The organism is Pseudomonas sp. GL-R-26 (genome assembly GCF_019947365.1).
Classification (GTDB): domain Bacteria; phylum Pseudomonadota; class Gammaproteobacteria; order Pseudomonadales; family Pseudomonadaceae; genus Aquipseudomonas.
Genome location: NZ_JAGYGI010000032.1, coordinates 20,574 through 41,169, shown reverse-complemented (window position 1 = coordinate 41,169; position 20,596 = coordinate 20,574). Strand labels below are relative to the sequence as shown.

Here is a 20,596-nt window from a genome sequence, read left to right as displayed (position 1 = left end):
GCTACAAGGCCAGGGCGGTTAATCATCGGTTAATCGCCACCCGCCACTGTGCACCTCATTAGCACAGGGCAAAGGCTTATCCATGCGTCGTCTGTTTTTACTTTTTACCCTCTTGATCGCGGGCCTGGCCCAGGCGGGAACCAATCCGTTCGACACCAAACCTGAATTTCTCCCGGTTGATAAAGCCTTCACGTTTACCTCTGAACGTCTTGAATCCGGTGAAACCCAGCTCTATTGGCAGATCACCGACGGCTACTACCTGTACCAGAAGCGCCTGAAGTTCGACGGATTGCCGGTCGGGCAGCATCCTGCGTTGCCGGTAGGTGAAGCCCACAGCGACGAGTTTTTCGGTGAACAGCAAGTCTACCGCCAGGGCCTGGAACTGAAGATTCCGGCTGGCGCGAGCGGTCAGGTCAAGGTCAGTTACCAGGGCTGCGCCGATGCCGGTTTGTGCTATCCGCCACAAACCAGAGTCGTGGACCTGGGCAATGCCAATGCGCTGAATGCGGCCACTGAAGCACCGGATCAGGCGCTGGCCAGCAGCCTGCAACAACGGGCGCTGGGCTGGAGCCTTTTGCTGTTCTTCGGCTTGGGCCTGTTGCTGGCCTTCACGCCTTGTTCATTGCCGATGCTGCCGATTCTGGCCGGGTTGATCGTCGGCAGCGGCGCCACGCCCAGACGTGGATTCGCCCTGGCCAGCAGCTACGTGATCAGCATGGCGCTGGTGTATGCGGCAATGGGTGTCCTGGCCGCCTCCCTCGGGGCGAACCTGCAAGCCTGGTTGCAGAACCCTTGGCTGCTGGGCAGTTTCGCGGCGATTTTCGTGCTGCTGGCGCTGCCGATGTTCGGCTTCTTCGAACTGCAACTGCCGGTGGCCTTGCGTGATCGCCTGGAAAACGTCTCGCGCAATCAACGCGGCGGCAACCTGATCGGTGCCGGGGTGCTGGGGGCGCTGTCCGGTCTGCTGGTGGGCCCGTGCATGACCGCACCGCTGGCCGGCGCCCTGCTCTACATCGCGCAAAGCGGTAACGCGTTGCATGGCGGATTGATTCTGTTCGCCATGGGCATCGGTATCGGTGTGCCACTGCTGTTGCTGGTGACCGTCGGCAATCGCTTCATGCCCAAGCCTGGCGCCTGGATGAACCTGGTCAAAGGCATTTTCGGCTTCCTGTTCCTCGCCACCGCCTTGTTGATGCTGCGCCCGGTGCTGGACGAATCCCTGTGGGTCGGCTTGTGCGGTGCACTGCTGTTGATCGCGGCCTACAGCGCCTGGAAACAGTCGGAAGGTTTTGGCCGTATCGCGCACCTGTTTGGCGCCAGTTCGTTGCTGCTCGGTTTGTGGGGTGGCCTGTTGGTGATCGGTGCGGCCGGTGGCGGCGATGATCCGTTCAAGCCATTGCAGGTCTACCGCGCCTCGAACCAAGCGGTGGCCGCCGTGCCGGTTGGCCACGATGCCTTCACCACCGTCAAGGATCCACAGGCACTGCAACGGGAACTCGACGCCGCACATGCTCAGGGCCAGTGGGTGCTGCTGGACTACTACGCCGACTGGTGCGTGTCGTGCAAGGTCATGGAAAAACAGGTCTTCGGCAAAACCCGTGTCCTTGAAGCCTTGGGCGATGTGCGCTTGCTCCGACTGGACGTCACCGCCGACAATGCCGCCAGCCGCGAACTGCTCGGCCGTTACAAAGTGCCAGGGCCGCCGAGCCTGCTGTGGATTGGCGCGGACGGTGAAGAGCGGCGCAGCCAGCGCATCACCGGCGAGGTCGATGCCGATACTTTCCTGCAACGCTGGACCATCACCCGAGACGCCCGTTAATGCTGACCTTCACCCTCGGCACCTTTGCCATCGCGCTTAATCACCTGCTGCTGATCAGTGCGCTGGCACTGGCCACTTTTGTCGGCTGGCGGGTTGCCAAGCGTGGTGGTGAAAACCCCGAGTCGGTGCTGTTCAGCCTGTTTCTACTGGGCATGCTGGCGGCCCGAATCAGTTTCGTGGCGGTCTATTGGGTGCACTATCGCAACGACCCGTGGCAGGTCATCGACCTGCGCGATGGCGGTTTCCTCGCCTGGCCGGGGGTGGTCGTGGTTTTGCTCGCCACGCTGTATCGCGGCTGGCGTCGCCCGGGCCTGCGCCGTCCATTGGGCTTTGGCGTAGCTAGCGGCCTGGCGTTCTGGCTGTTGGCGACCTTCTCCCTGTCGATTTATGAACAAGGCACACGCCTGCCGGAAATCACCCTGCGCAACGCCGCCGGCGAAACCGTGCAACTGGCCGACTACAAGGGCGGCCCCTTGGTGATCAATCTCTGGGCCACCTGGTGCCCGCCGTGCCGCCGGGAAATGCCGGTGCTGGAAAACGCCCAGCAACACCGGCCGGACCTGACGTTCCTGTTCGTCAATCAGGCGGAAAGCATGCAAAGCGTCGCGACCTTCCTGGAAACCCAGGGCCTGAGCCTGTCCAACGTGCTGTTCGACGGCAGTGGGCGTCTGAGCCAGGCCGTCGGTTCCATGGCGTTACCGACTACGCTGTTCTACAACCCCGAGGGTCGCCTGCTGGGCAGCCATCTGGGCGAGTTGTCGGAAGCCAGCCTGGCCCGCGCACTGGAAAATTTCGACACCGTACCCGCCACCTCTTCAAGGAAATTGCCATGCCCCGCCTCCGCCACCTGCTGACCCTGAGCCTCGGTGCTGCCCTGTTGCACCTGCCATCGGTGCAGGCCGAAGAGTTGCCCGATGCGATCAAGAAAATCGAGGCCAAGGGCGCGAAAATCGTCGGCCAGTTCGACGCCCCCGACGGCTTGCGCGGTTATGCCGCGCAATACCAGAACCGCGGCATGGCGCTGTACCTGACCCCGGATGGCAAACACGTGTTGCTGGGCAACCTGTATGACGCCGAGGGCAATGACCTGAGCAGCGCACCTTTGCAGAAACTGGTGTATGCCCCGATGGCCAAGGAAGTCTGGGCCAAGTTCGAAACCAGCAACTGGATCGGCGACGGCAAGAAGGATGCGCCACGCGTGGTGTACCTGTTCAGTGACCCGAACTGCCCCTACTGCAACATGTTCTGGGAACAGGCCCGGCCGTGGGTCAAGGCTGGCAAGGTGCAGTTGCGCCACATCATGGTGGGCATCATCCGCGAAGACAGCCCAGGAAAATCCGCCGCACTGCTCGCCGCCAAAGACCCGGAAAAAGCCCTGCAGGACCACGAAGCCGCTGGCAAGGACAGTTCGCTCAAGGCCTTGAAGGAAGTGCCGCCGGCGATTCAGGCAAAATTCGCGGCCAACATGCAATTGATGGAAGAACTTGAGTTGCAGGCGACACCAGCGATTTTCTACATGGACGACAAGGGCAATCTGCAACAGCAGCAAGGCGCGCCGTCGCCGGACAAACTGGCAAAGATTCTCGGGCCGAAGTGACTTCAGCGCCGCCATCGCGAGCAAGCTCGCTCCCACAGGGAAAGGTGATTACCTGTGGGAGCGAGCCTGCTCGCGATGGCGTCGGTAGATTCAACTAAGCCCGGCCGGCCAAAAATGCCAACAAGGTTTGAGTCACAAACGCCGGATTCTCCAGATTGGAAATATGCCCCGCCTCCGGCACCAACACCCACGGGCAGCCAATCAGCTCAGCCATTTCACGGGCTTCACTCGGTGGCCGAGGCTTGTCCTGATCGCCGCACATCACCAGTGTGGTCGTTGCGTCCAGTTCGCCCAGACGCGATAACTGGTCATCCCGTCCAAACGTAATCCGCCCCATCGGCACGATACTTTCACGCAGACGATCCGCAGGCAGAGCCGCGAGGGAAGCATGAAAATCCCGGTAGAGCGCCGACTGCGGATCAATGCCCGGCCGGAAGAAAATCGGCACCACGATATCCAGCAGCGCTGGAGTGATGACACCCGCCTCTTCGATCTGCTTCAACAGTGAAAAGTAATACTGGCGAGTCGGCTCCGGTTCGGCGCCGACGTAGGTGTCCATCAACACCAGGCCATTGAGCCGGTGCGCAGCCGACAGCGCCAGGCGCACGCCCCACATGCCACCGACCGACAGGCCGACCAGCGTGACCCGCTCGATGTCCAGATGGTCGAGCAGGACCAAGGCCTGACGCGCCAAGTCATCCAGCGACGTCGTACCGACAGGCAATGACCCGGATTGGCCGTGCCCCCACAGGTCCAGTGCTATCACCCGATACTGCTGCGACAGCGCAGCAATCTGCGGCGCCCACATGGCCTGGTCCCACAGATAGCTGCCGGCCAGCAGCACCGCCGGGCCGGTGCCTTGATCGATGTAGTGAAGGGGTTGTCCGTCTATCGTTACGAAGGGCATCGACTGTCTCCGCGAGTAAAAATGGAGCCGGAAGACTGAGCGGCAGACAGTCCCTCGTCAATCGCTGGAGTGTGTGCGTTTGTGCCACCGCCTTCGCGGGCAAGTCGGATCGCCGCACCGCCGCTCCCACAGGAATTTATGCTGATCACAGATGATGTGTTCGCCACAAACTACTGTGGGAGCGAGCTTGCTCGCGATGGGGCCATTACTGACGCCAGGGAATCAAAGCCCCTCCAGCTCCGCCATCAGGTCATTCAAGCGATCCACCTTCTCCTCGGTGAGCTCGCTGGCCGCCAACCCGTCGATGTACCCGGCCAATTCTTCCACCGTGCTGCACTCGAACATCGCTCGTAGCGGCACCTCCCGTTGCAGGGTTTTCTGCACCCGCGAGGCGATCTGCGTGGCCAGCAGAGAGTGCCCGCCCAACTCGAAGAAGTTGTCGCGAACGCCCACTTTCTCGACCTTCAATACCTCGGCCCAGATGCCGGCCAGGGTCTGCTCCAGCTCATTGCGCGGCGCCTGGTAATCCTGGCTTTGCAGTTGGCCGATCTCCAGCGCCGGCAGGGCCTTGCGGTCCAGTTTGCCGTTGGCGTTGAGCGGCAGCTTGTCCAGCCATAGCCAATGCAGCGGCACCATGTATTCCGGTAACTCGGCACGCAGGCGCTGCTTGATGCGCTCCAGGCGTTCAGCCGGATTGAGCGCTGAATCGACCGCCACCAGATAGCCCACCAGATGCTTGCCGTTCGCTCCCTCCTGCACACCCACCGCCGCATCGCGGACTTCCGGCTGTTCATGCAGGCGAGCTTCGATTTCACCCAACTCGATCCGATAACCGCGGATCTTCACCTGATGGTCGACCCGGCCGACGTATTCCAGCACACCGTCACTGCGACGGCGGGCCAGGTCGCCGGTGCGATACAGGCGCTCACCCGGTGCGCCGAACGGGTTCGGCACAAACACCGGGGCGGTGCGCAGCGGATCGCTGACATAGCCGCGACCGACCCCGGTCCCCGCAACGCACAGTTCACCCACCGCGCCCAGCGGTACCAGTTCCAGTGCTCCGTCGAGCAGGTACAACTTGTTGTTGTCAGTCGGCGTGCCGATCGGCAGGTAGCTGCCGCGAGTCGAAGCCATATCAACACGGAAGAACGCCACATCATCCGAGCATTCCGCCGGGCCGTAAGCATTCACCAGGCCGATCTGCGGATAGCGCAACAGCCATTGATGCGCCAGCTCAGGCGGCATCGCCTCACCCGTCGGCAGCATCCAGCGCAAGCCATCAAGGCTCATGCGCTCCAGGGCGAGCATGCCCTGGATCAGCGACGGCACGCTTTCCAGCACGCTGATGCCCTGGCTTTGCACATGGGCGAGCAAACCCTGGGGATCGTGGGCGATGGTGTTCGGCACGATGTCCACCCGGGCGCCGAACAACGGCGCGGCGAGGAACTGCCAGACCGAAATATCGAAGCTTTGCGACGCGGTTTGCGCGATCACATCGGCGTCGCTCAGGTTCAGGTACGGCACCTTGCTCAACTGGTTGTTGAGCATGCCGCGCTGTTCGACCATCACGCCTTTGGGCAAACCGGTGGAGCCGGAGGTGTAGATCACGTAGGCGAGGTTGTCCGGGCCGCTGTAGACGCCAGGATTGTCCGCCGACAGCGCAAGGGCCTGGACTTCCTCCCAGACCAGCAGCCGTGGCCGGCTGGCGCAGCCGAATTCGTCGAGCAAGGCCTGCGCCTGTGCATGGCACGCTTGCGTGCACACCAGCAATGGCGTGCGGCTCAGATCGATGATCCGACTCAAACGCTGACTTGGCAAACCCGGATCCAGCGGCAGGTAACCTGCTCCCGCCTTGAAGCTGCCGATGATCATGCCCAGCAAATCGAGGCTGCGTTCGGCCAGCAAGGCTACCGGTTGATCGCGCCCGACACCGGCTGCGATCAACGCATGGCCGAGGCGGTTGCTGCGCTGGTTCAGCTCCAGATAACTGTACTGCCGGTCAAGGCAACTGGCGGCAATCCGCTGCGGGTACCGGGCGACTTGCGTTTCAAACAATGCGACGTAGCTCTGCTCCAGCGGATAATCCTGTTCGCTCTGGTTGCAGCCATGGAGTAGGAAGTCCTGCTCCTCGGCCCCCAGCAACGGCAGGTCGGCCATGTCGCCATGGAAACCCTCCACCAACGCCAGCAGCAGACGCTTGAACTCACCGAGCATGCGCTCGACCGTAGCCTCATCGAAGTAGCGCTGGTCGTAGGACAGGTGCAAGCCCAGGTCATCTCCCGGATAGCACACTGCCGTCAGCGGGAAGTTGGTATGGGTCCGGCCCGAATCCGAGGTCGCGTTGAGGCTCTGCGCACGGTCCAGCACCGAGACCTCCACCGGGGCGTTTTCGAACACGAACAGGCTGTCGAACAGCGGCTGGCCTTTGGGCAGTTCGCTTTGCTCCTGAATGTTCACCAGTGGCAGGTATTCGTATTCACGCAATTGCATGTTGTGGTCGAGCAGACCACTGAGCCACTGGCGCACGCTGCAACGCTGGCCGTCCTCGGGCATTTTCACCCGCAGCGCGATGCTGTTGATGAACAGGCCGACGGTGCGCTGCATCTGCGGCATGTCCACCGGACGCCCGGCCACGGTGACGCCGAACAGCACGTCGCGATCACCGCTCAAGCGCCGCAGCACCAGCGCCCATGCCGCCTGGGCGAAGGTATTGATGGTCAACTGATGGGCCTGGGCCAGTTCGCGCAATCGCGCGCCGTCACGGGCATCGAGCCTTGTATAGCGGTCACCGACTATCATGCCGCCGCTGTCGCCGGCATGTTCGCGCAGCAATGGTCGGTCGCTCGGGATCGGCGTGGTCCGTTCGAATCCCTGCAGGTTGGTTTTCCACCACTGCCGTGCTTCGGCCAGGCTTTGGTGTTGCAGCCAGCCGATGTAGTCGCGATAACGTGGCGGCATCTCCAACTGCGCATCCCGGCCTTCGCCGAGGGCACTGTAGATCTCGAAGAAATCATTCATCAGCAGCGAACGGCACCAGGCATCGATGAGGATGTGGTGGTTGCTCATCATGAACCAGTAGCGCACCTCGCCCACCCGGATCAAACGCAAGTGGAAAGGCGCCTGGTTGAGCAGGTCGAACCCTGCCTCGCGTTCGGTCTTGAGCAAGACTTGCAGCTTCGGCTCTTGCTCGGCTTCGGCGAGATCGCGCCAGTCGAGGTATTCGATCGGCGTGCTGCCCGGTTTGTGGATCACTTGCAGCATGTCTTCGCCCACGTTCCAGCAGAACGACGCACGCAAGGCTTCGTGGCGGGCGATCACTGCTTGCCAGGCCTGGGCGAAACGCTGCGGGTCGAGATCGCTGTTGATACGGTAGCGGTCCTGCATGTAGTACAGGCCGGTGCCCGGCTCCAGCAAGGTGTGCAGCAGCATGCCTTCCTGCATCGGGGTCAGCGGGTAGACATCTTCGATGACGGCGGCCGGGACCGGCAGCGCATCCAGTTGCGTCTGGCTGAGATTCGCCAGCGGGAAGTCCGACGGCGTCAGGCCGCCCGCGTCGTCGCGCAGGCAATGCTCGATCAGGCTGTTCAACTCACCGAGGTAGGCATCGGCCAGCTCGTTGATGGTTTGCCCATCGAAGCGTTCGGCACTGAAAGTCCAGCGCAGTACCAGTTCACCGCCATACACCTGACCGTCGACGCTCAACTCGTTGGGCAACGGGGCATTGCCATCGTGGGCCGCGCCGATGGCTTCATCCAGTGGATGGAACAGTGCGTCCACCCCGAAGCTCTGGTCGAACTGGCCGAGGTAGTTGAAGGTAATCGGCGCCACCGGCAACCTGGCCATGCGCTGACGACTCTGGTCATCGGCGAGGTGGCGCAGCACGCCATAACCCAGGCCTTTGTGCGGCACGGCACGCAGTTGCTCCTTGATCGCCTTGATCGACGCACCCTGCCCCGCGGCTTCTTCGATGTTCGACGGGGTCAGGCGCAGCGGATAGGCGCTGGTGAACCAGCCGACGGTGCGGGTCAGGTCGATGTCGTCGAACAGCGCTTCGCGGCCGTGGCCTTCCAGTTGAATCAGCGCCGATGGCTGACCGCTCCAGCGGCACAGCACGCGGGCCAATGCAGTCAGCAGCAAGTCGTTGACCTGGGTGCGATAGGCACTCGGTGCCTGTTGCAGCAACTGTCGCGTGCGCTCGCTGTCGAGACGCACGCTGACGGTTTGCCCATGCCGGTTCTGCCGCCCGCCCTCGGGATGATCGCAGGGCAAATCGGCAGTGGGGCCGGCCAGTTGCGCCTGCCACCAGCCCAGTTCTTCGCGCAGGGACTCGCTGCCGGCGTAGGCTTGTAAGCGTGCGGCCCAGTCCTTGAAGGCGCTGGTTTTCGCCGGCAGTTTCACCGACTGCTGCGCATCCAGTTGGCGATACACGGTTTGCAGATCGTCCAGCAGCACGCGCCATGAAACGCCATCGACCAGCAAATGATGAATCGCGATGAACAGCCGTTGCTGACCGTCGGGACCATCGACCAGCAACACGCGCAGCAACGGCCCTTCTTCAAGGTCAAGGCTGCGCTGGGCATCGGCGAACAAGGCCGCGCATTTGTCCATGGACGAAACGCGTACCTGCCACAACACCGGCGCGTCGGAAATCCCCTGGTGTGTGGCCTGCCATTGGCCGGCGACCTTGCTGAAACGCAGGCGCAAGGCGTCGTGCTGTTCGATCACCGCCAACAGCGCTTGCTCCAGGCGATGGGGTTCGAGGGCGACAGTCGGTTGCAGCAACAACGCCTGGTTCCAGTGCTGGCGCTGCGGGATGTCGGTGTCGAAGAACCAGTGCTGGATCGGCGTCAGATGCGACTCGCCCATGATCAAACCCTGCTCGGCGCTGACCTGCTCGCTGCGGCTGGCCACGGCGGCGAGGGTCTGCACGGTCTGGTGCTGGAACAGGTCGCGAGGGCTGAAGTGGATGCCCTGCTGCCGCGCCCGGCTGACCACCTGGATCGACAGGATCGAGTCGCCGCCCAGCTCAAAGAAGTTATCGTTGAGGCCGACCTGTCCGACGTTCAGCACTTCGCACCAGATCTGCGCGAGGGTGACTTCAAGCTCGTTGCCGGGCGCCACGTAGTGTTGGCGATTCAGCTCCGGATCCGGTGCCGGCAGCGCGCGGCGGTCGAGCTTGCCGTTGGCGGTCAGCGGCATGCTGGCCAGCAGGATCAGGTGCGTGGGCACCATGTAGTCTGGCAGTTGCGATTTCAGATGCGCCTTGAGGGCTTCGCGCAAGACCGATTGCTGCGCTTCATTCTGTTCAGCGACGTCAGTCACCAGATAGCCGACCAGTTGCTTGCCGCTCGGGGCATCGAGGGCCAGCACCACTGCTTCACGGATCGATTCGTGCTCCAGCAGACGGGTTTCGATCTCGCCGAGCTCGATGCGGAAACCACGGATCTTCACTTGATGGTCAATGCGTCCGAGGTATTCCACCAGGCCGTCAGCGCGCTGGCGCACCAGATCGCCGGTGCGGTAGATACGCCCGCCGCTGGCGGCAAACGGATCGGCGACAAAGCGCTCCGCGGTCATGCCCGGACGCTGGTGATAACCCTGCGCCAGGCCCGCGCCACCGACGTACAACTCACCCGTCGCGCCTTGCGGCACCAACGCCAGGTCGGCGTCGAGAATGTAGGCCACGCGGTCGCCGATCACGCTGCCGATCGGTACGCTGCCGGCGCCCTCTTCCAGTACTTCAGGGGCAAGACTGGCCAGCGGCATGACCACGGTTTCGGTCGGGCCGTAGGCGTTGAAGAACTGGCTCGGCTGGAAGGCTGCGCGAATGCGCGCCAGATGTTCACCAGTCAGCGCTTCGCCGCCGGTGATGATCATGCGCACAGGCAGGGTTTCATTTTGCGTAGCCAGCCATTGCGCCAACTGGCTGCCGTAACTCGGGGTGAAGCCGAGGATGTTGATGTGATGACGACGGATCAGGCCACAGATTTCTTCCGCGTCCCACTGCCCTTGAGCCCGCAGCACCACTTGCGCACCGCTGAGCAACGGCACCAGCAAGCGCTCGGTGGCGGCGTCGAAGTTGATCGAATAGAAGTGCAGTTCGCAGTCGTCGGCGCGCATGGCGAAACGCTCGATCACCGCGCGGCAGTGCATGGCGATTTCGCCGTGGGTCACCACCACGCCTTTCGGTTTGCCGGTCGAGCCCGAGGTGTAGATCAGGTAGGCCTGATGCTGCGGCAGGCTGATCAACGGCAGCTCGGTGTCCGGGTAGCTGGCCAGTGCAGCGGCATCTTCTTCAAGGCACCAGCGGCCGACGGTCGCCGGCAACTCGCCCAACGCCTTGAACATCGCCGCATCACTGAGCAGCAAACCGATACCGCTGTCTTCGATCATGTAATGCAGGCGGTCCAGCGGGTATTCCGGATCCAGCGGCACATAGGCGCCGCCGGCCTTGAGGATCGCCAGCAGGCCGACGACCATCTCCAGCGAGCGCTCCAGCGCCAGGCCCACGCGCACCTGCGGACCGACACCGCGGTCACGCAGCATCCACGCCAGGCGGTTGGCGCGGCTGTCGAGTTCGGCGTAGCTCAAAGTCTGCCCGGCAAAGGTCAGGGCCGGAGCGTCTTGGCGCAGCAAGGCTTGCTCGGCGAACAGGTGATGGATGCATTGATCCAGTCGATGCTCGCCCGGCTCGACGCCGAGGCTGTCGAGCAGGTGTTGTTGTTCACCGCACGCCAGCAGCGGCATTTCGCTCAAGCGCTGCTGCGGATCGGCAATCAGCGCCTCCAGCAGGTTGCGCCAATGCCCGGCCATGCGCGCAATGCGCGGTTCGTCGAACAGATCGGTGCTGTAGGTCAGGCAGCAACCCAGGCGATGGTCGAGGTCGGTGACTTCCAGGTTGAGGTCGAACTTGGTCGCGCGGGCATCGTTGGCCAGGTACTCGACCGTCATGCCGGCCAGGCTGCGACTTTGCTGGAATTCCCAGCGCTGCACGTTGCACATTACCTGGAACAACGGGTTGTAGGCCGCGCTGCGGGGTGGTTGCAAGGCTTCCACCAGATGATCGAATGGCAGGTCCTGATGGGACTGGCCTTCGATCACCGTGTGGCGCACCTGCTCGAACAACTCGCCCACGGACATCTGCCCGTCGAGCCGGCAGCGCAGCACTTGGGTGTTGAGGAATGCACCGATCAGCCCCTCGCTTTCCGGACGAATGCGGTTGGCCACCGGCGCGCCGATGCGCAGATCGGTCTGACCGCTGTAGCGGTACAGCAGCGTGGCCAGGGCGGCGGTCATGGTCATGAACAGGGTCAGGCCGTTTTTCGCGTTGAAGGCGCGAACATTTGCCGCGAGCTCATCACTGAGGTCAAAGCGATACAACTCACCCTGATGGCTTTGCACCGGCGGACGCGGTCGGTCGGCCGGCAGCTCCAGCAGTGGATGTTCACGGCCCAGTTGCGCGGTCCAGTAATCGAGCTGGCGCTGACGCTCGCCGGACTCCAGCCACTGACGCTGCCACACGCTGTAATCCAGGTACTGCACCGGCAATGGCGCCAGCGGTGATTCACGATCATCGACGAACGCTTCGTACAGCGCGCTGAGCTCCCGGGCAAAAATGTCCATCGCCCAGCCTTCGGTGACGATGTGGTGCAGGGTCAGAACGAAGTAGTGTTCCTGTTCGGCGGTCTTGACCAGGCAGGCGCGCAGCAGCGATCCGGTTTCCAGATCGAACGGCTGGTGCGCTTCGTCGTCGGCCAGTTGCTGGACCTGCCACTCGCGGACTTCAGCCTCCAGCGCGGTGAAATCCTTCCACGCCATGCGCACGCCGCTTTGTGCGTGTACTTGCTGGCGGGCGACGCCGTCGATGCTCGGGAACGTGGTGCGCAGGGTTTCATGACGCAGGATCAGGGCTTGCAGCGCCGCCTCGAAACGCGCCACGTCGAGCACGCCGCGCAGCCGCGCCATGCCGCCGACGTTGTAGGCCGGGCTGTCGGGCTCCATCTGCCAGAGGAACCACATGCGCTGCTGGGAATAGGACAGCGGCACTGGCTGGCTGCGGTCGATTTTTTCAATCGGCGGCTGCTTGTTGGTACTGCCGCTGGCCTGGATCAGGCGAACCTGTTCGGCAAAGGCACCGAGTTCGCTGTGTTCGAACAGCGCCCGCAGCGGCAACTCGACGTCGCAGGCCTGGCGGGTGCGGGAAATGATTTGCGTGGCCAGCAGCGAGTGGCCTCCGAGGGCAAAGAAATCATCGCGCAAACCGACTTGCGCCAAACCCAGCACTTCGCGCCAGATGCCGGCGATGCGTTGTTCCAGTTCAGTCACTGGCTCGACGCGTTCGCGAACCTGCCACTGCGGTTCCGGCAAGGCGCGGCGGTCGAGTTTGCCACTCGGGCTGAGGGGCATTTCATCCAGGCGCATCAGTTGCGCCGGCACCATGTATTCCGGCAGTTCGGCGGCCAATGCGCTTTTCAGGCGCGCGGTTTGCTCGGCTTCCTCCCCGGCATTTTCCGTAGTGGTGTAGTAACCGATCAACTGCGCCCCGGCCACGGTGTCGCGCACCAGCACCACGGCTTGCGCAACGCCGTCCTGGGCCAGCAGCCGCGCCTGGGTTTCTTCCGGTTCAACGCGGAACCCGCGCAACTTGACCTGCTGATCGAGGCGACCGAGGTATTCGATCACGCCGTCCGCCGTCCAGCGCGCCCGGTCGCCGGTGCGATACAGGCGTGCGCCCGGCTCGCCCAACGGATCGACCACGAAGCGTTCGGCGGTCATCGCCGGGCGACCGAGGTAACCACGGGCCAGGCCAACGCCGCTGATGCACAGCTCACCCGGCACGCCGGCCGGTACCGGGTTGAGATCGCTGTCGAGTACACGGCAGATCACATTGCCCAGCGGCCGGCCAATCGGCGAGCGTTCACCATCGGCGCTGGAGCAATGCCAGTGGGTGACGTTGATTGCGGTTTCAGTCGGGCCGTAGCGGTTGTGCAGTTGCACCGCCGGCAGCTGCGCCAGCACCCGGTTGCGCAGCTCCGCCGGCAAAACCTCACCCCCGGAGAACACCCGGCGCAGGCTGGTGCATTCAGCGCTCAGCGGTTCGTCGATGAACAGCGAAAGCAGCGGCGGCACGAAGTGCAACGTGGTCACGCCGTACGCTTGCACCAGCTGCGCGATGCGGTGCGGATCGCGGTGTTCGCCGGGACCGGTGATCAGCAAACGCGCGCCAGTGATCAGCGGCCAGAAGCACTCCCACACCGACACGTCGAAACTGATCGGTGCCTTTTGCATCAGCACATCGGTTTCGTTCAGGCGATAGGTGTCCTGCATCCATTGCAGGCGCTCGGCCAGCGCGGCGTGGGTGTTGCCGACGCCTTTGGGCTGGCCGGTGGAACCGGAGGTGTAAATCACATAGGCAAGGTTGTCGCCGTGCAGGTGCAGCCCCGGCGCATGGCTTGGCCAGCTGTCCAGGTGCAGGGTGTCCATGGCGATCACGCTGACGCCGTCAGTCGCTGGCAGGCGCTCAAGCAATCGGGTTTGCGTCAGCAGCAATTCAACACCGCTGTCGCTGAGCATGTAGGCCAGGCGTTCGGCCGGGTAATCCGGGTCCAGCGGCACGTAGGCGCCACCGGCCTTGATGATCGCCAGCAGGCCGATCAGCAGCTGCGGCGAGCGCTCGCAGGCGATGGCCACGCAGACGTCCGGACCGACGCCTTTGTCGCGCAGGTAATGGGCCAGACGGTTGGCCCGGGTGTGCAGTTCGGCGAAGTCCATCTGGCCGCCGTCCCACACCAGCGCAGTGCGTTGCGGGGTCTGGCGTGCCTGCTCGTTGAGCCATTCCGGCAGCCATTGGCTGGCCATTGCGCAGGGTGCAGTGGCCCAGTCCGATTGCTGACGGTGCTCGGCAGCCGTCAACAGAGGCAGGTCACCGATGGCGGTGTCCGCTTGCTCGCAGACAGCCCGCAGCAGGTTGCTGAAATGCTCGGCCAGACGCCCGATGGTCGCGGCGTCGAACAATTCGCTGGCGTAGTCGAAGGACAAGGTCAGGCGACCGTTACGGTCCTCTTCGCTGTGCAACTGCAAATCGAACTTGGCTTCGCGGCTATGCCAGGGCAACTCTTCGGCCAACAGCCCCGGCAAGCGCTTCAAGGCGCCGAGGTCTCGTTGCTGATGGTTGAACATGACCTGGAACAGGCCCTGCTCGCGGGCCTGCGGGAAGGCTTCCAGCAGTTGCTCAAACGGCAGGTCCTGATGCGCTTGTGCACCCAACGCGGCCTGCCGGGTCTGCGCCAGCAGCTCAACGAATGGCAGGCGTGAGTCCACCTCGGCACGCAGCACCTGGGTATTGATGAAGAAACCGATCAGGCCCTGGATTTCCAGGCGCGGACGGTTGGCATTGGGCACGCCGATGCGGATATCTCGTTGGCCGCTGTAGCGATGCAACAAGGTCTGGAACGCAGCCAGCAACAGCATGAAGGCGGTCGATTCATGGGCCTGGGCGGTCTGACGAATCGCATCGCTCAGGGGAGCGCTCAGACGCAGGGTATGGCGAGCGGCGCTGTGCAGTTGTTGCGCCGAACGCGGATGGTCGGTGGCCAGGCTCAGGGTTGGATGCTCATCACCCAAGCGGTCTTTCCAGTAGGTCAGTTGACGTTCGCCCTCCCCTTGTGCCAGCCATTGGCGCTGCCAGTTGCCGTAATCGGCGTACTGCGTCGGCAATGGCGCCAGCAGCGCTTGCTGGCCTTGGGCAGCCGCCGCGTACAACCGGGAGAGCTCATCGATCAACACATTCAGCGACCAGCCGTCAGCGATGATGTGGTGCATCGTCACCAACAACTGATGGTCTTCGTCGTCGAGGCGAACCAGCGTCACCCACAGCAGCGGGCCTTTCTCCAGATCGAATTGGGTCCGCGCTTCGTCCTCGCGGATCTGCTGCGCCCAGGCCTCACGCTCGGCGACCGGCAGATCGCTGATGTCGATCAGTTGCAGGTTGAACTCACCGGCCGCATCCACCTGTTGCAACGCCACGCCGTCACGTTCGAAGAATCGCGTGCGCAGGGATTCGTGGCGCTCGATCAACTGCTGGAAACTGGTGCGCAAGGCGTCCACATCCAGCTCACCGCGCAGGCGCAAGGCACCGGGAATGTTGTAGGCGCTGCTGTGCGGATCGAGTTGCCAGGTGATCCACAGGCGGTTTTGTGCCAGGGATTGCGGCATCGGTTGCTGGCGCGACAGCGCCATGATCGCGCCCTGGGCCAGGCCACCGTCCTGTTGCAGACGCGCCACGACATCGGCGAATGCGCCGAGGGTCGGCGCTTCGAACAGCAGGCGCAGGTTCAACTCCAGCCCCAGTTCTTCCCGCAGGTGCGCCACTACCTGCGTCGCCGCGATGGAGTTACCGCCGAGCAGGAAGAAATGATCGTCGGCGCCCACCTGCGCCACTTGCAACTGCTCACACCAGATCCGGCCGATCAGGCTTTGCAGTTCGGAGCCCGACTCGACCCGGTCTGCACTTTCGGTGGCGGCCGACGGGAACATCGCGTAGCTGTCGAGACTGCCGTCCGCCAGGCGACTGCGGCACGCCGAGCGTTGCAATTTGCCGCTGGACGTCTTGGGCAGCGCGCCCGGATTAAGCAGCACCACCACGCTCGGCGCTTGCTGATATGCCTCGGCAACGGCTTGGCGAATGGCTTTGATCAAGGATTCCGGCGGCAGGATTTTCTGCACACTGCGGCTGATTTCGGCGGCGATGCCGATGCCTTCCTGTCCATCAACCGTGACGGCGAAGGCTGCAACCCGGCCTTTGCGCACCACTTCCACTTCGCGCTCGACGGTCTGCTCGATGTCCTGCGGGTACAGGTTGTGCCCGCGCACGATCAGCATGTCCTTCAGGCGCCCGGTGATGAACAGCTCGCCGCTGCGCAGGAAGCCCAGGTCACCGGTGCGCAACCAGGTCTGGCCGGCGTGCCGGACGAAGGTCTTGGCGGACGCCTCGGGGTTGCGCCAGTAACCGGAGGCGATACTCGGCCCGCTGGCCCAGACTTCACCGACGACGTTGTCGGCCTGTTCGGTGAGGGAGACCGGGTCGATGATCAGCACCGCGTGCGCCGGTTGGCTGATACCGCAACTCATGAGCGGGCTGCCCTCGCCCACTTCGACACGGTTCTGCGCCAAGGCCTGATCGTCCACCCGCAGGTTGCCGATGCCTTGGCCGCGCGCTGTGCCGGCCACGAACAAGGTGGCTTCGGCCAGACCGTAGGAGGCCATGAAACTGTCCGCGCTGAAGCCGCAGGCTGCGAACTTCCCGGCGAAGCGTTCCAGGGTGTCGAGGCGAATCGGCTCGGAACCGGAATACGCTACGCGCCAGCCACTCAGGTCGAGCCGCTCCAGGGCCGACTCGCTGACTCGCTCACTGCACAAGCGATAGGCAAAATCCGGCCCGCCGCTGATGGTGCCGCCGTATTCGCTGATCGCCTCCAGCCAGCGCAACGGCCGGCCGAGGAAATACGCCGGGGACATCAACACGCAAGGCACGCCACTGAAAATCGGCTGCAACAGGCCGCCGATCAGGCCCATGTCGTGGTACAGCGGCAGCCAGCTGACGATGACGTCATCGGGGTTCAGGTCAATGCCGAAACCGTGGCGAATCAGCAATTCGTTGGCCACCAGATTGCCGTGGCTGACTTGCACGCCTTTGGGCAGCGCGGTGGAACCGGAAGTGTATTGCAGGAAGGCGATGTGATCGGCCTGCAAGTCCACCGCGAGCCAGCGCTCGGCCAATGCACCGTCGAGGGTATCGACACACAGCAGCGGCGGCGCCCCTTCGATTTGCTGCAACCCATCGCGCAGCCCGGCACTGGTCAACAGCAAGCGTGGCTGGGCATCGCTGATGATCGACAGCAGGCGCTCCTGATGATGACGGCGCGTCGACTCCGGCGGATAAGCCGGCACCGCGATCACCCCGGCGTACAGGCAACCGAAGAACGCCGCGACGTAATCCGGGCCGCTGGGGAACAGCAACACGGCGCGGTCGCCAACTTCTGCCTGGGACTGCAACGCGCCGGCAATTGTCCGCGCCCGCAGATCCAGTTCGCGATAGCTGAGCACCACCGCCTGGTCCGGGGTCTCGGCGAGAAAGCGCAGGGCCACCCGATCCGGCGTCAGGGCCGCGCGGCGCTGAAGGGCTTGGACCATTGTGCTGGGGAGTTCGAACGCGTCGGTCATGAGGTTTCCTGCCTGAATTCGGCTTGCATGTGGAATCGGTTTTCTGACGTCGCACCCTGGTGGAGGGCGCGCAGGACGCGGTCTTCGCCGACCGCGCAAGGCATTGGCAATGCGGTTGTGACCCGGGCTGCTGCCCGGTTCCATTCACCAATGAGAACGGATGACGTCTGGAAATAATTAGTCGCGAGCCGGAACACAAAGCGGTCTGAAGTGAGTCAGCGTGTCGCAGTTCTCACTCCGCACCTTTAGAGCGCACTAGTTCTTTTTCTCATTTGACAATCATTATCATTAAGCCTAATTTGTCGCTCGATGTGTAGGACGGCCCCCCGGTTTTTCGCCGTCCCACTAACCTTTTGGCAGCAGGGTGATTTCCATGATGGAACCAGTATCCACAAGCAGGTGCGATACACCGCTACTTCAGGCATTCGTCGACAATCGACTGATTCTGGTGAAGATCGCAGCCCGAATTACCGGTTGCCGCTCACGTGCCGAAGATGTTGTGCAGGATGCATTCTTCCGGTTGCAATCGGCCCCGCCCATCACCAGTTCGATCAAGGCTCAGCTCAGCTACCTGTTCCAGATCGTGCGCAACCTGGCGATCGACCACTACCGCAAGCAGGCGCTGGAGCAGAAGTATTCCGGCCCTGAAGAGGAAGGGCTGAATGTGGTGATCCAGGGTGCGTCACCGGAAACGTCGCACATCAATTTCTCGACGCTGGAGCACATTGCCGATGCTTTGACCGAGTTGCCGAGCCGCACCCGCTACGCCTTCGAGATGTATCGCCTGCACGGCGTACCGCAAAAGGACATCGCCAAGGAACTCGGCGTCTCGCCGACCCTGGTGAACTTCATGATCCGTGATGCGCTGGTGCATTGCCGCAAGGTGTCGGGCAAGCGTGGGGATATGGCTGCCCGCCAATAAGATCCGAGATCTGCGGCGCGCCCTTCGCGAGCAAGCTCGCTCCCACAGGGTCCTGCGAACACAGGGCAAATGTAGGAGCGAGCCTGCTCGCGAAGACTGACTCAAGACCACAACGAATCTTGAATCTCAAGCATCAGGCCAGTCTGCACCGATCAAAAAACCGCTCCCGCCCCAACACCATCAAGGCCGCGCGCTTGTGCGGGAAGTCGAACTCTTTCTCGCAGTGAAAGCGCTGCTCCTGCATGTACCTGATCATCTTCGCGTTATCGGCACGCGGCTCGGCAACCACGCGCTGGGTGCGCGGATCATCGAGAAACAGGTAATGCACCAGCGCCGATAACCAGCTCTCCACCTTGTGCGGACCGCGATGGTTTTCTTCGCCCACCAGCATGTGAATGCCACGGTCGTAATTCCCGACCTCGTAGAACGGTGCGATGCGATCTTCCCTGGCCCAGTAGGCTTCAAAATAAGCGAACGGCTGGTCGTCAAAACAACCGATCAGCGTCAGCGTGTGCGGGTCGGCGTCGAGTTTGCTCAGGTATTGGCGATGCTGTTCGAGGCTGCCCTCCTCCTGCCAGAAACTCGCGACGCGCGGGCTGTTCTGCCAGCGGTTGAAATGTGCCAGGTCTTGCTCGATGTCCAACGTGCGAAGAGAAACCCGGGCGCCCAAACGCGCATCGAAACGTCGATACACTTCACCCCGGGGCTTGACCGGCCGCCGTGGATGACGCTTGCCGTCGGTGATGAGCATTTGCTGCGGGTAGCTACCGGTCAGGGAATGCCCCAGCCACGGCTGCGGCAACTGCCAGAACACGGTGCGCTCGCAGAGATACTGGCCACTGACGGGAGCCGGAATCAGCAGACCGCTGGACACGGCTTCGTCCGGCACGTCTTGCAGTTGCCAGGTCAGACGCTGGCAGTCGGGGTCGCGAGCGAACAACCAGTAACAGGCCGCCCACAATGCCGCCCCTTCAGGGCGACTGAAGCGCTCCTCCAATTGCACGTGCAACTCTGGGCCACGACTGAGCCACAGGGCCGGCAACGGCTGCCCTTCCAGGCTGAGGCTCAGGCGGCAATCGGTTTCATCAGCGGCAAGACGACTGCCTGTCGGCAGACACAGGGCAGTCAGGTCATTCAGATTGGGCATGGGTCGGGCTCACGATAGTCGTCGACAGTTCAACGAAGTGACGTGAGCCAGGGCGGGAAATTTAGCCAGAGACCATCAATTGGCGACTTGTGGTTCCGGTGCTTTGTGCGGGATCGGCACCAGCGCAATCTTGTACGGATCGAAAATCCTCAGCATCTGGCCGTTGTCCCGCAAGCCTTGCAACAGCTTGCCGAAGGCTTCGCCAGTGATGGGCGCGGCCGGACGCAGAATGGCGTAGTGGTGATAGACCTGGTCGACGCGTTGGGACGCCAGCAACTCGCTGGCGACTTTTTCATTGCGCAGGAAGTAGTCGCTCAGGTACGAACGCGTGACCAGGGCGATGTCGGCCCGGCCGCGCAATACCATCAGCAGATTACTGTCATGGGAATAGGTCAACGTGGCGTTGTAGTTTTTCGCAAGGTACTGGGGGTCGGCATTGAAGTTGGCGAACTCGTAGTGATAGCCGCTGAACAGTGCCAAGCGCTTGCCGCTCAGGTCGGCAAAATAGCTTTGCTGTCGATCGGGCAGGCGTTGCGCGACAAAAATTTCGGCGTCCTCCAACCCCATGTCGACGGCCGTGTGGGGGATCTCTTCCCAACCCCAGGCGGGATTCTCGAAGATGGCCATGTCGACCCGGCCCTGCTTGAAATCACCGAAGCGCCGGGGAATGGAAGTGGGCACCAGGACAAACTGGTAGTCAGTTTGCGATGCGTTCAGGGCCTCGACCAGTTGCGGCAGCAACCCGGTATCGGCCCCGGATTCCGGGCGCACGGTGTAGGGCGGAAAGTGCGCGGCACCTATGCGCACCAGTTGCGCTGCCTGGGACGGCATCATCGTCGACGCCGCAAGCATCGCCAGCAAAAGCCGCGAGGCTGACCGAATTGGCGAACCCATCAAAACGCCCCCACTCCCCAATAAAACGGTACCAATGCATTCAAGCTAGGCGGTTTCGGCAAGTTAGCCAGTTTAATGCTGGCCAATAC

At 62.8% G+C, this 20,596-nt stretch carries 8 protein-coding genes; 4 read left to right on the top strand and 4 right to left on the bottom strand.

From position 1 onward, the window contains the following. Window positions 1–82: 82 nt before the first annotated feature. The 3 genes from dsbD to dsbG are packed head-to-tail and all read left to right on the top strand — an operon-like array spanning window position 83 to window position 3,416. Entirely contained in the window at window positions 83–1,819 is a 1,737-nt protein-coding gene (gene dsbD / locus KGA96_RS25100; RefSeq protein ID WP_223515285.1) for a protein-disulfide reductase DsbD, read from the top strand. Further along, window positions 1,819–2,673 (top strand): TlpA disulfide reductase family protein, encoded by an 855-nt coding sequence (locus KGA96_RS25095; protein ID WP_046040572.1) that lies wholly within the window; start codon window positions 1,819–1,821, stop codon window positions 2,671–2,673. Before dsbD ends, KGA96_RS25095 begins: the two co-directional genes overlap by 1 nt. Further along, the gene (dsbG, locus tag KGA96_RS25090; protein WP_046040574.1) at window positions 2,649–3,416 is read left to right on the top strand and encodes a thiol:disulfide interchange protein DsbG; all 768 of its coding nucleotides are present in this window, start codon (window positions 2,649–2,651) and stop codon (window positions 3,414–3,416) included. Before KGA96_RS25095 ends, dsbG begins: the two co-directional genes overlap by 25 nt. Before the next feature lie 94 nt (window positions 3,417–3,510). Here dsbG and KGA96_RS25085 read toward each other — a convergent pair whose 3' ends face one another. After that, complete coding sequence (locus KGA96_RS25085) at window positions 3,511–4,323, bottom strand: alpha/beta fold hydrolase (protein WP_223515283.1); 813 nt, start codon at window positions 4,321–4,323, stop codon at window positions 3,511–3,513. Window positions 4,324–4,545: 222 nt separating this feature from the next. Further along, on the bottom strand, window positions 4,546–17,544 hold the full coding sequence (locus KGA96_RS25080) for a non-ribosomal peptide synthetase (protein ID WP_223515281.1): 12,999 nt from the start codon (window positions 17,542–17,544) through the stop codon (window positions 4,546–4,548). A 373-nt stretch (window positions 17,545–17,917) separates the two neighbouring features. Here KGA96_RS25080 and KGA96_RS25075 point away from each other — a divergent pair, with 373 nt between their 5' ends. Then, on the top strand, window positions 17,918–18,466 hold the full coding sequence (locus KGA96_RS25075) for an RNA polymerase factor sigma-70 (RefSeq protein ID WP_046040580.1): 549 nt from the start codon (window positions 17,918–17,920) through the stop codon (window positions 18,464–18,466). A 133-nt stretch (window positions 18,467–18,599) separates the two neighbouring features. Here the strand turns inward: KGA96_RS25075 and KGA96_RS25070 are convergent, their stop codons facing one another. Together KGA96_RS25070 and KGA96_RS25065 are read right to left on the bottom strand one after the other, a co-directional pair. Continuing rightward, entirely contained in the window at window positions 18,600–19,613 is a 1,014-nt protein-coding gene (locus KGA96_RS25070; protein ID WP_223466152.1) for a GNAT family N-acetyltransferase, read from the bottom strand. Window positions 19,614–19,688: 75 nt separating this feature from the next. Continuing rightward, window positions 19,689–20,507 carry a substrate-binding periplasmic protein gene (locus tag KGA96_RS25065; protein ID WP_046040583.1) on the bottom strand — a complete coding sequence of 273 codons (819 nt, stop codon included), beginning with the start codon at window positions 20,505–20,507 and terminating at the stop codon, window positions 19,689–19,691. Between the last annotated feature and the right edge of the window lie 89 nt (window positions 20,508–20,596).

Excerpts from the sequence above, each read along its gene's own strand:
- dsbD (WP_223515285.1), top strand. The coding sequence starts at position 83 with ATGCGTCGTCTGTTTTTACTTTTTACCCTCTTGATCGCGGGCCTGGCC.
- KGA96_RS25095 (WP_046040572.1), top strand. The coding sequence starts at position 1,819 with ATGCTGACCTTCACCCTCGGCACCTTTGCCATCGCGCTTAATCACCTG.
- dsbG (WP_046040574.1), top strand. The coding sequence starts at position 2,649 with ATGCCCCGCCTCCGCCACCTGCTGACCCTGAGCCTCGGTGCTGCCCTG.
- KGA96_RS25085 (WP_223515283.1), bottom strand. The coding sequence starts at position 4,323 with ATGCCCTTCGTAACGATAGACGGACAACCCCTTCACTACATCGATCAA.
- KGA96_RS25080 (WP_223515281.1), bottom strand. The coding sequence starts at position 17,544 with ATGACCGACGCGTTCGAACTCCCCAGCACAATGGTCCAAGCCCTTCAG.
- KGA96_RS25075 (WP_046040580.1), top strand. The coding sequence starts at position 17,918 with ATGATGGAACCAGTATCCACAAGCAGGTGCGATACACCGCTACTTCAG.
- KGA96_RS25070 (WP_223466152.1), bottom strand. The coding sequence starts at position 19,613 with ATGCCCAATCTGAATGACCTGACTGCCCTGTGTCTGCCGACAGGCAGT.
- KGA96_RS25065 (WP_046040583.1), bottom strand. The coding sequence starts at position 20,507 with ATGGGTTCGCCAATTCGGTCAGCCTCGCGGCTTTTGCTGGCGATGCTT.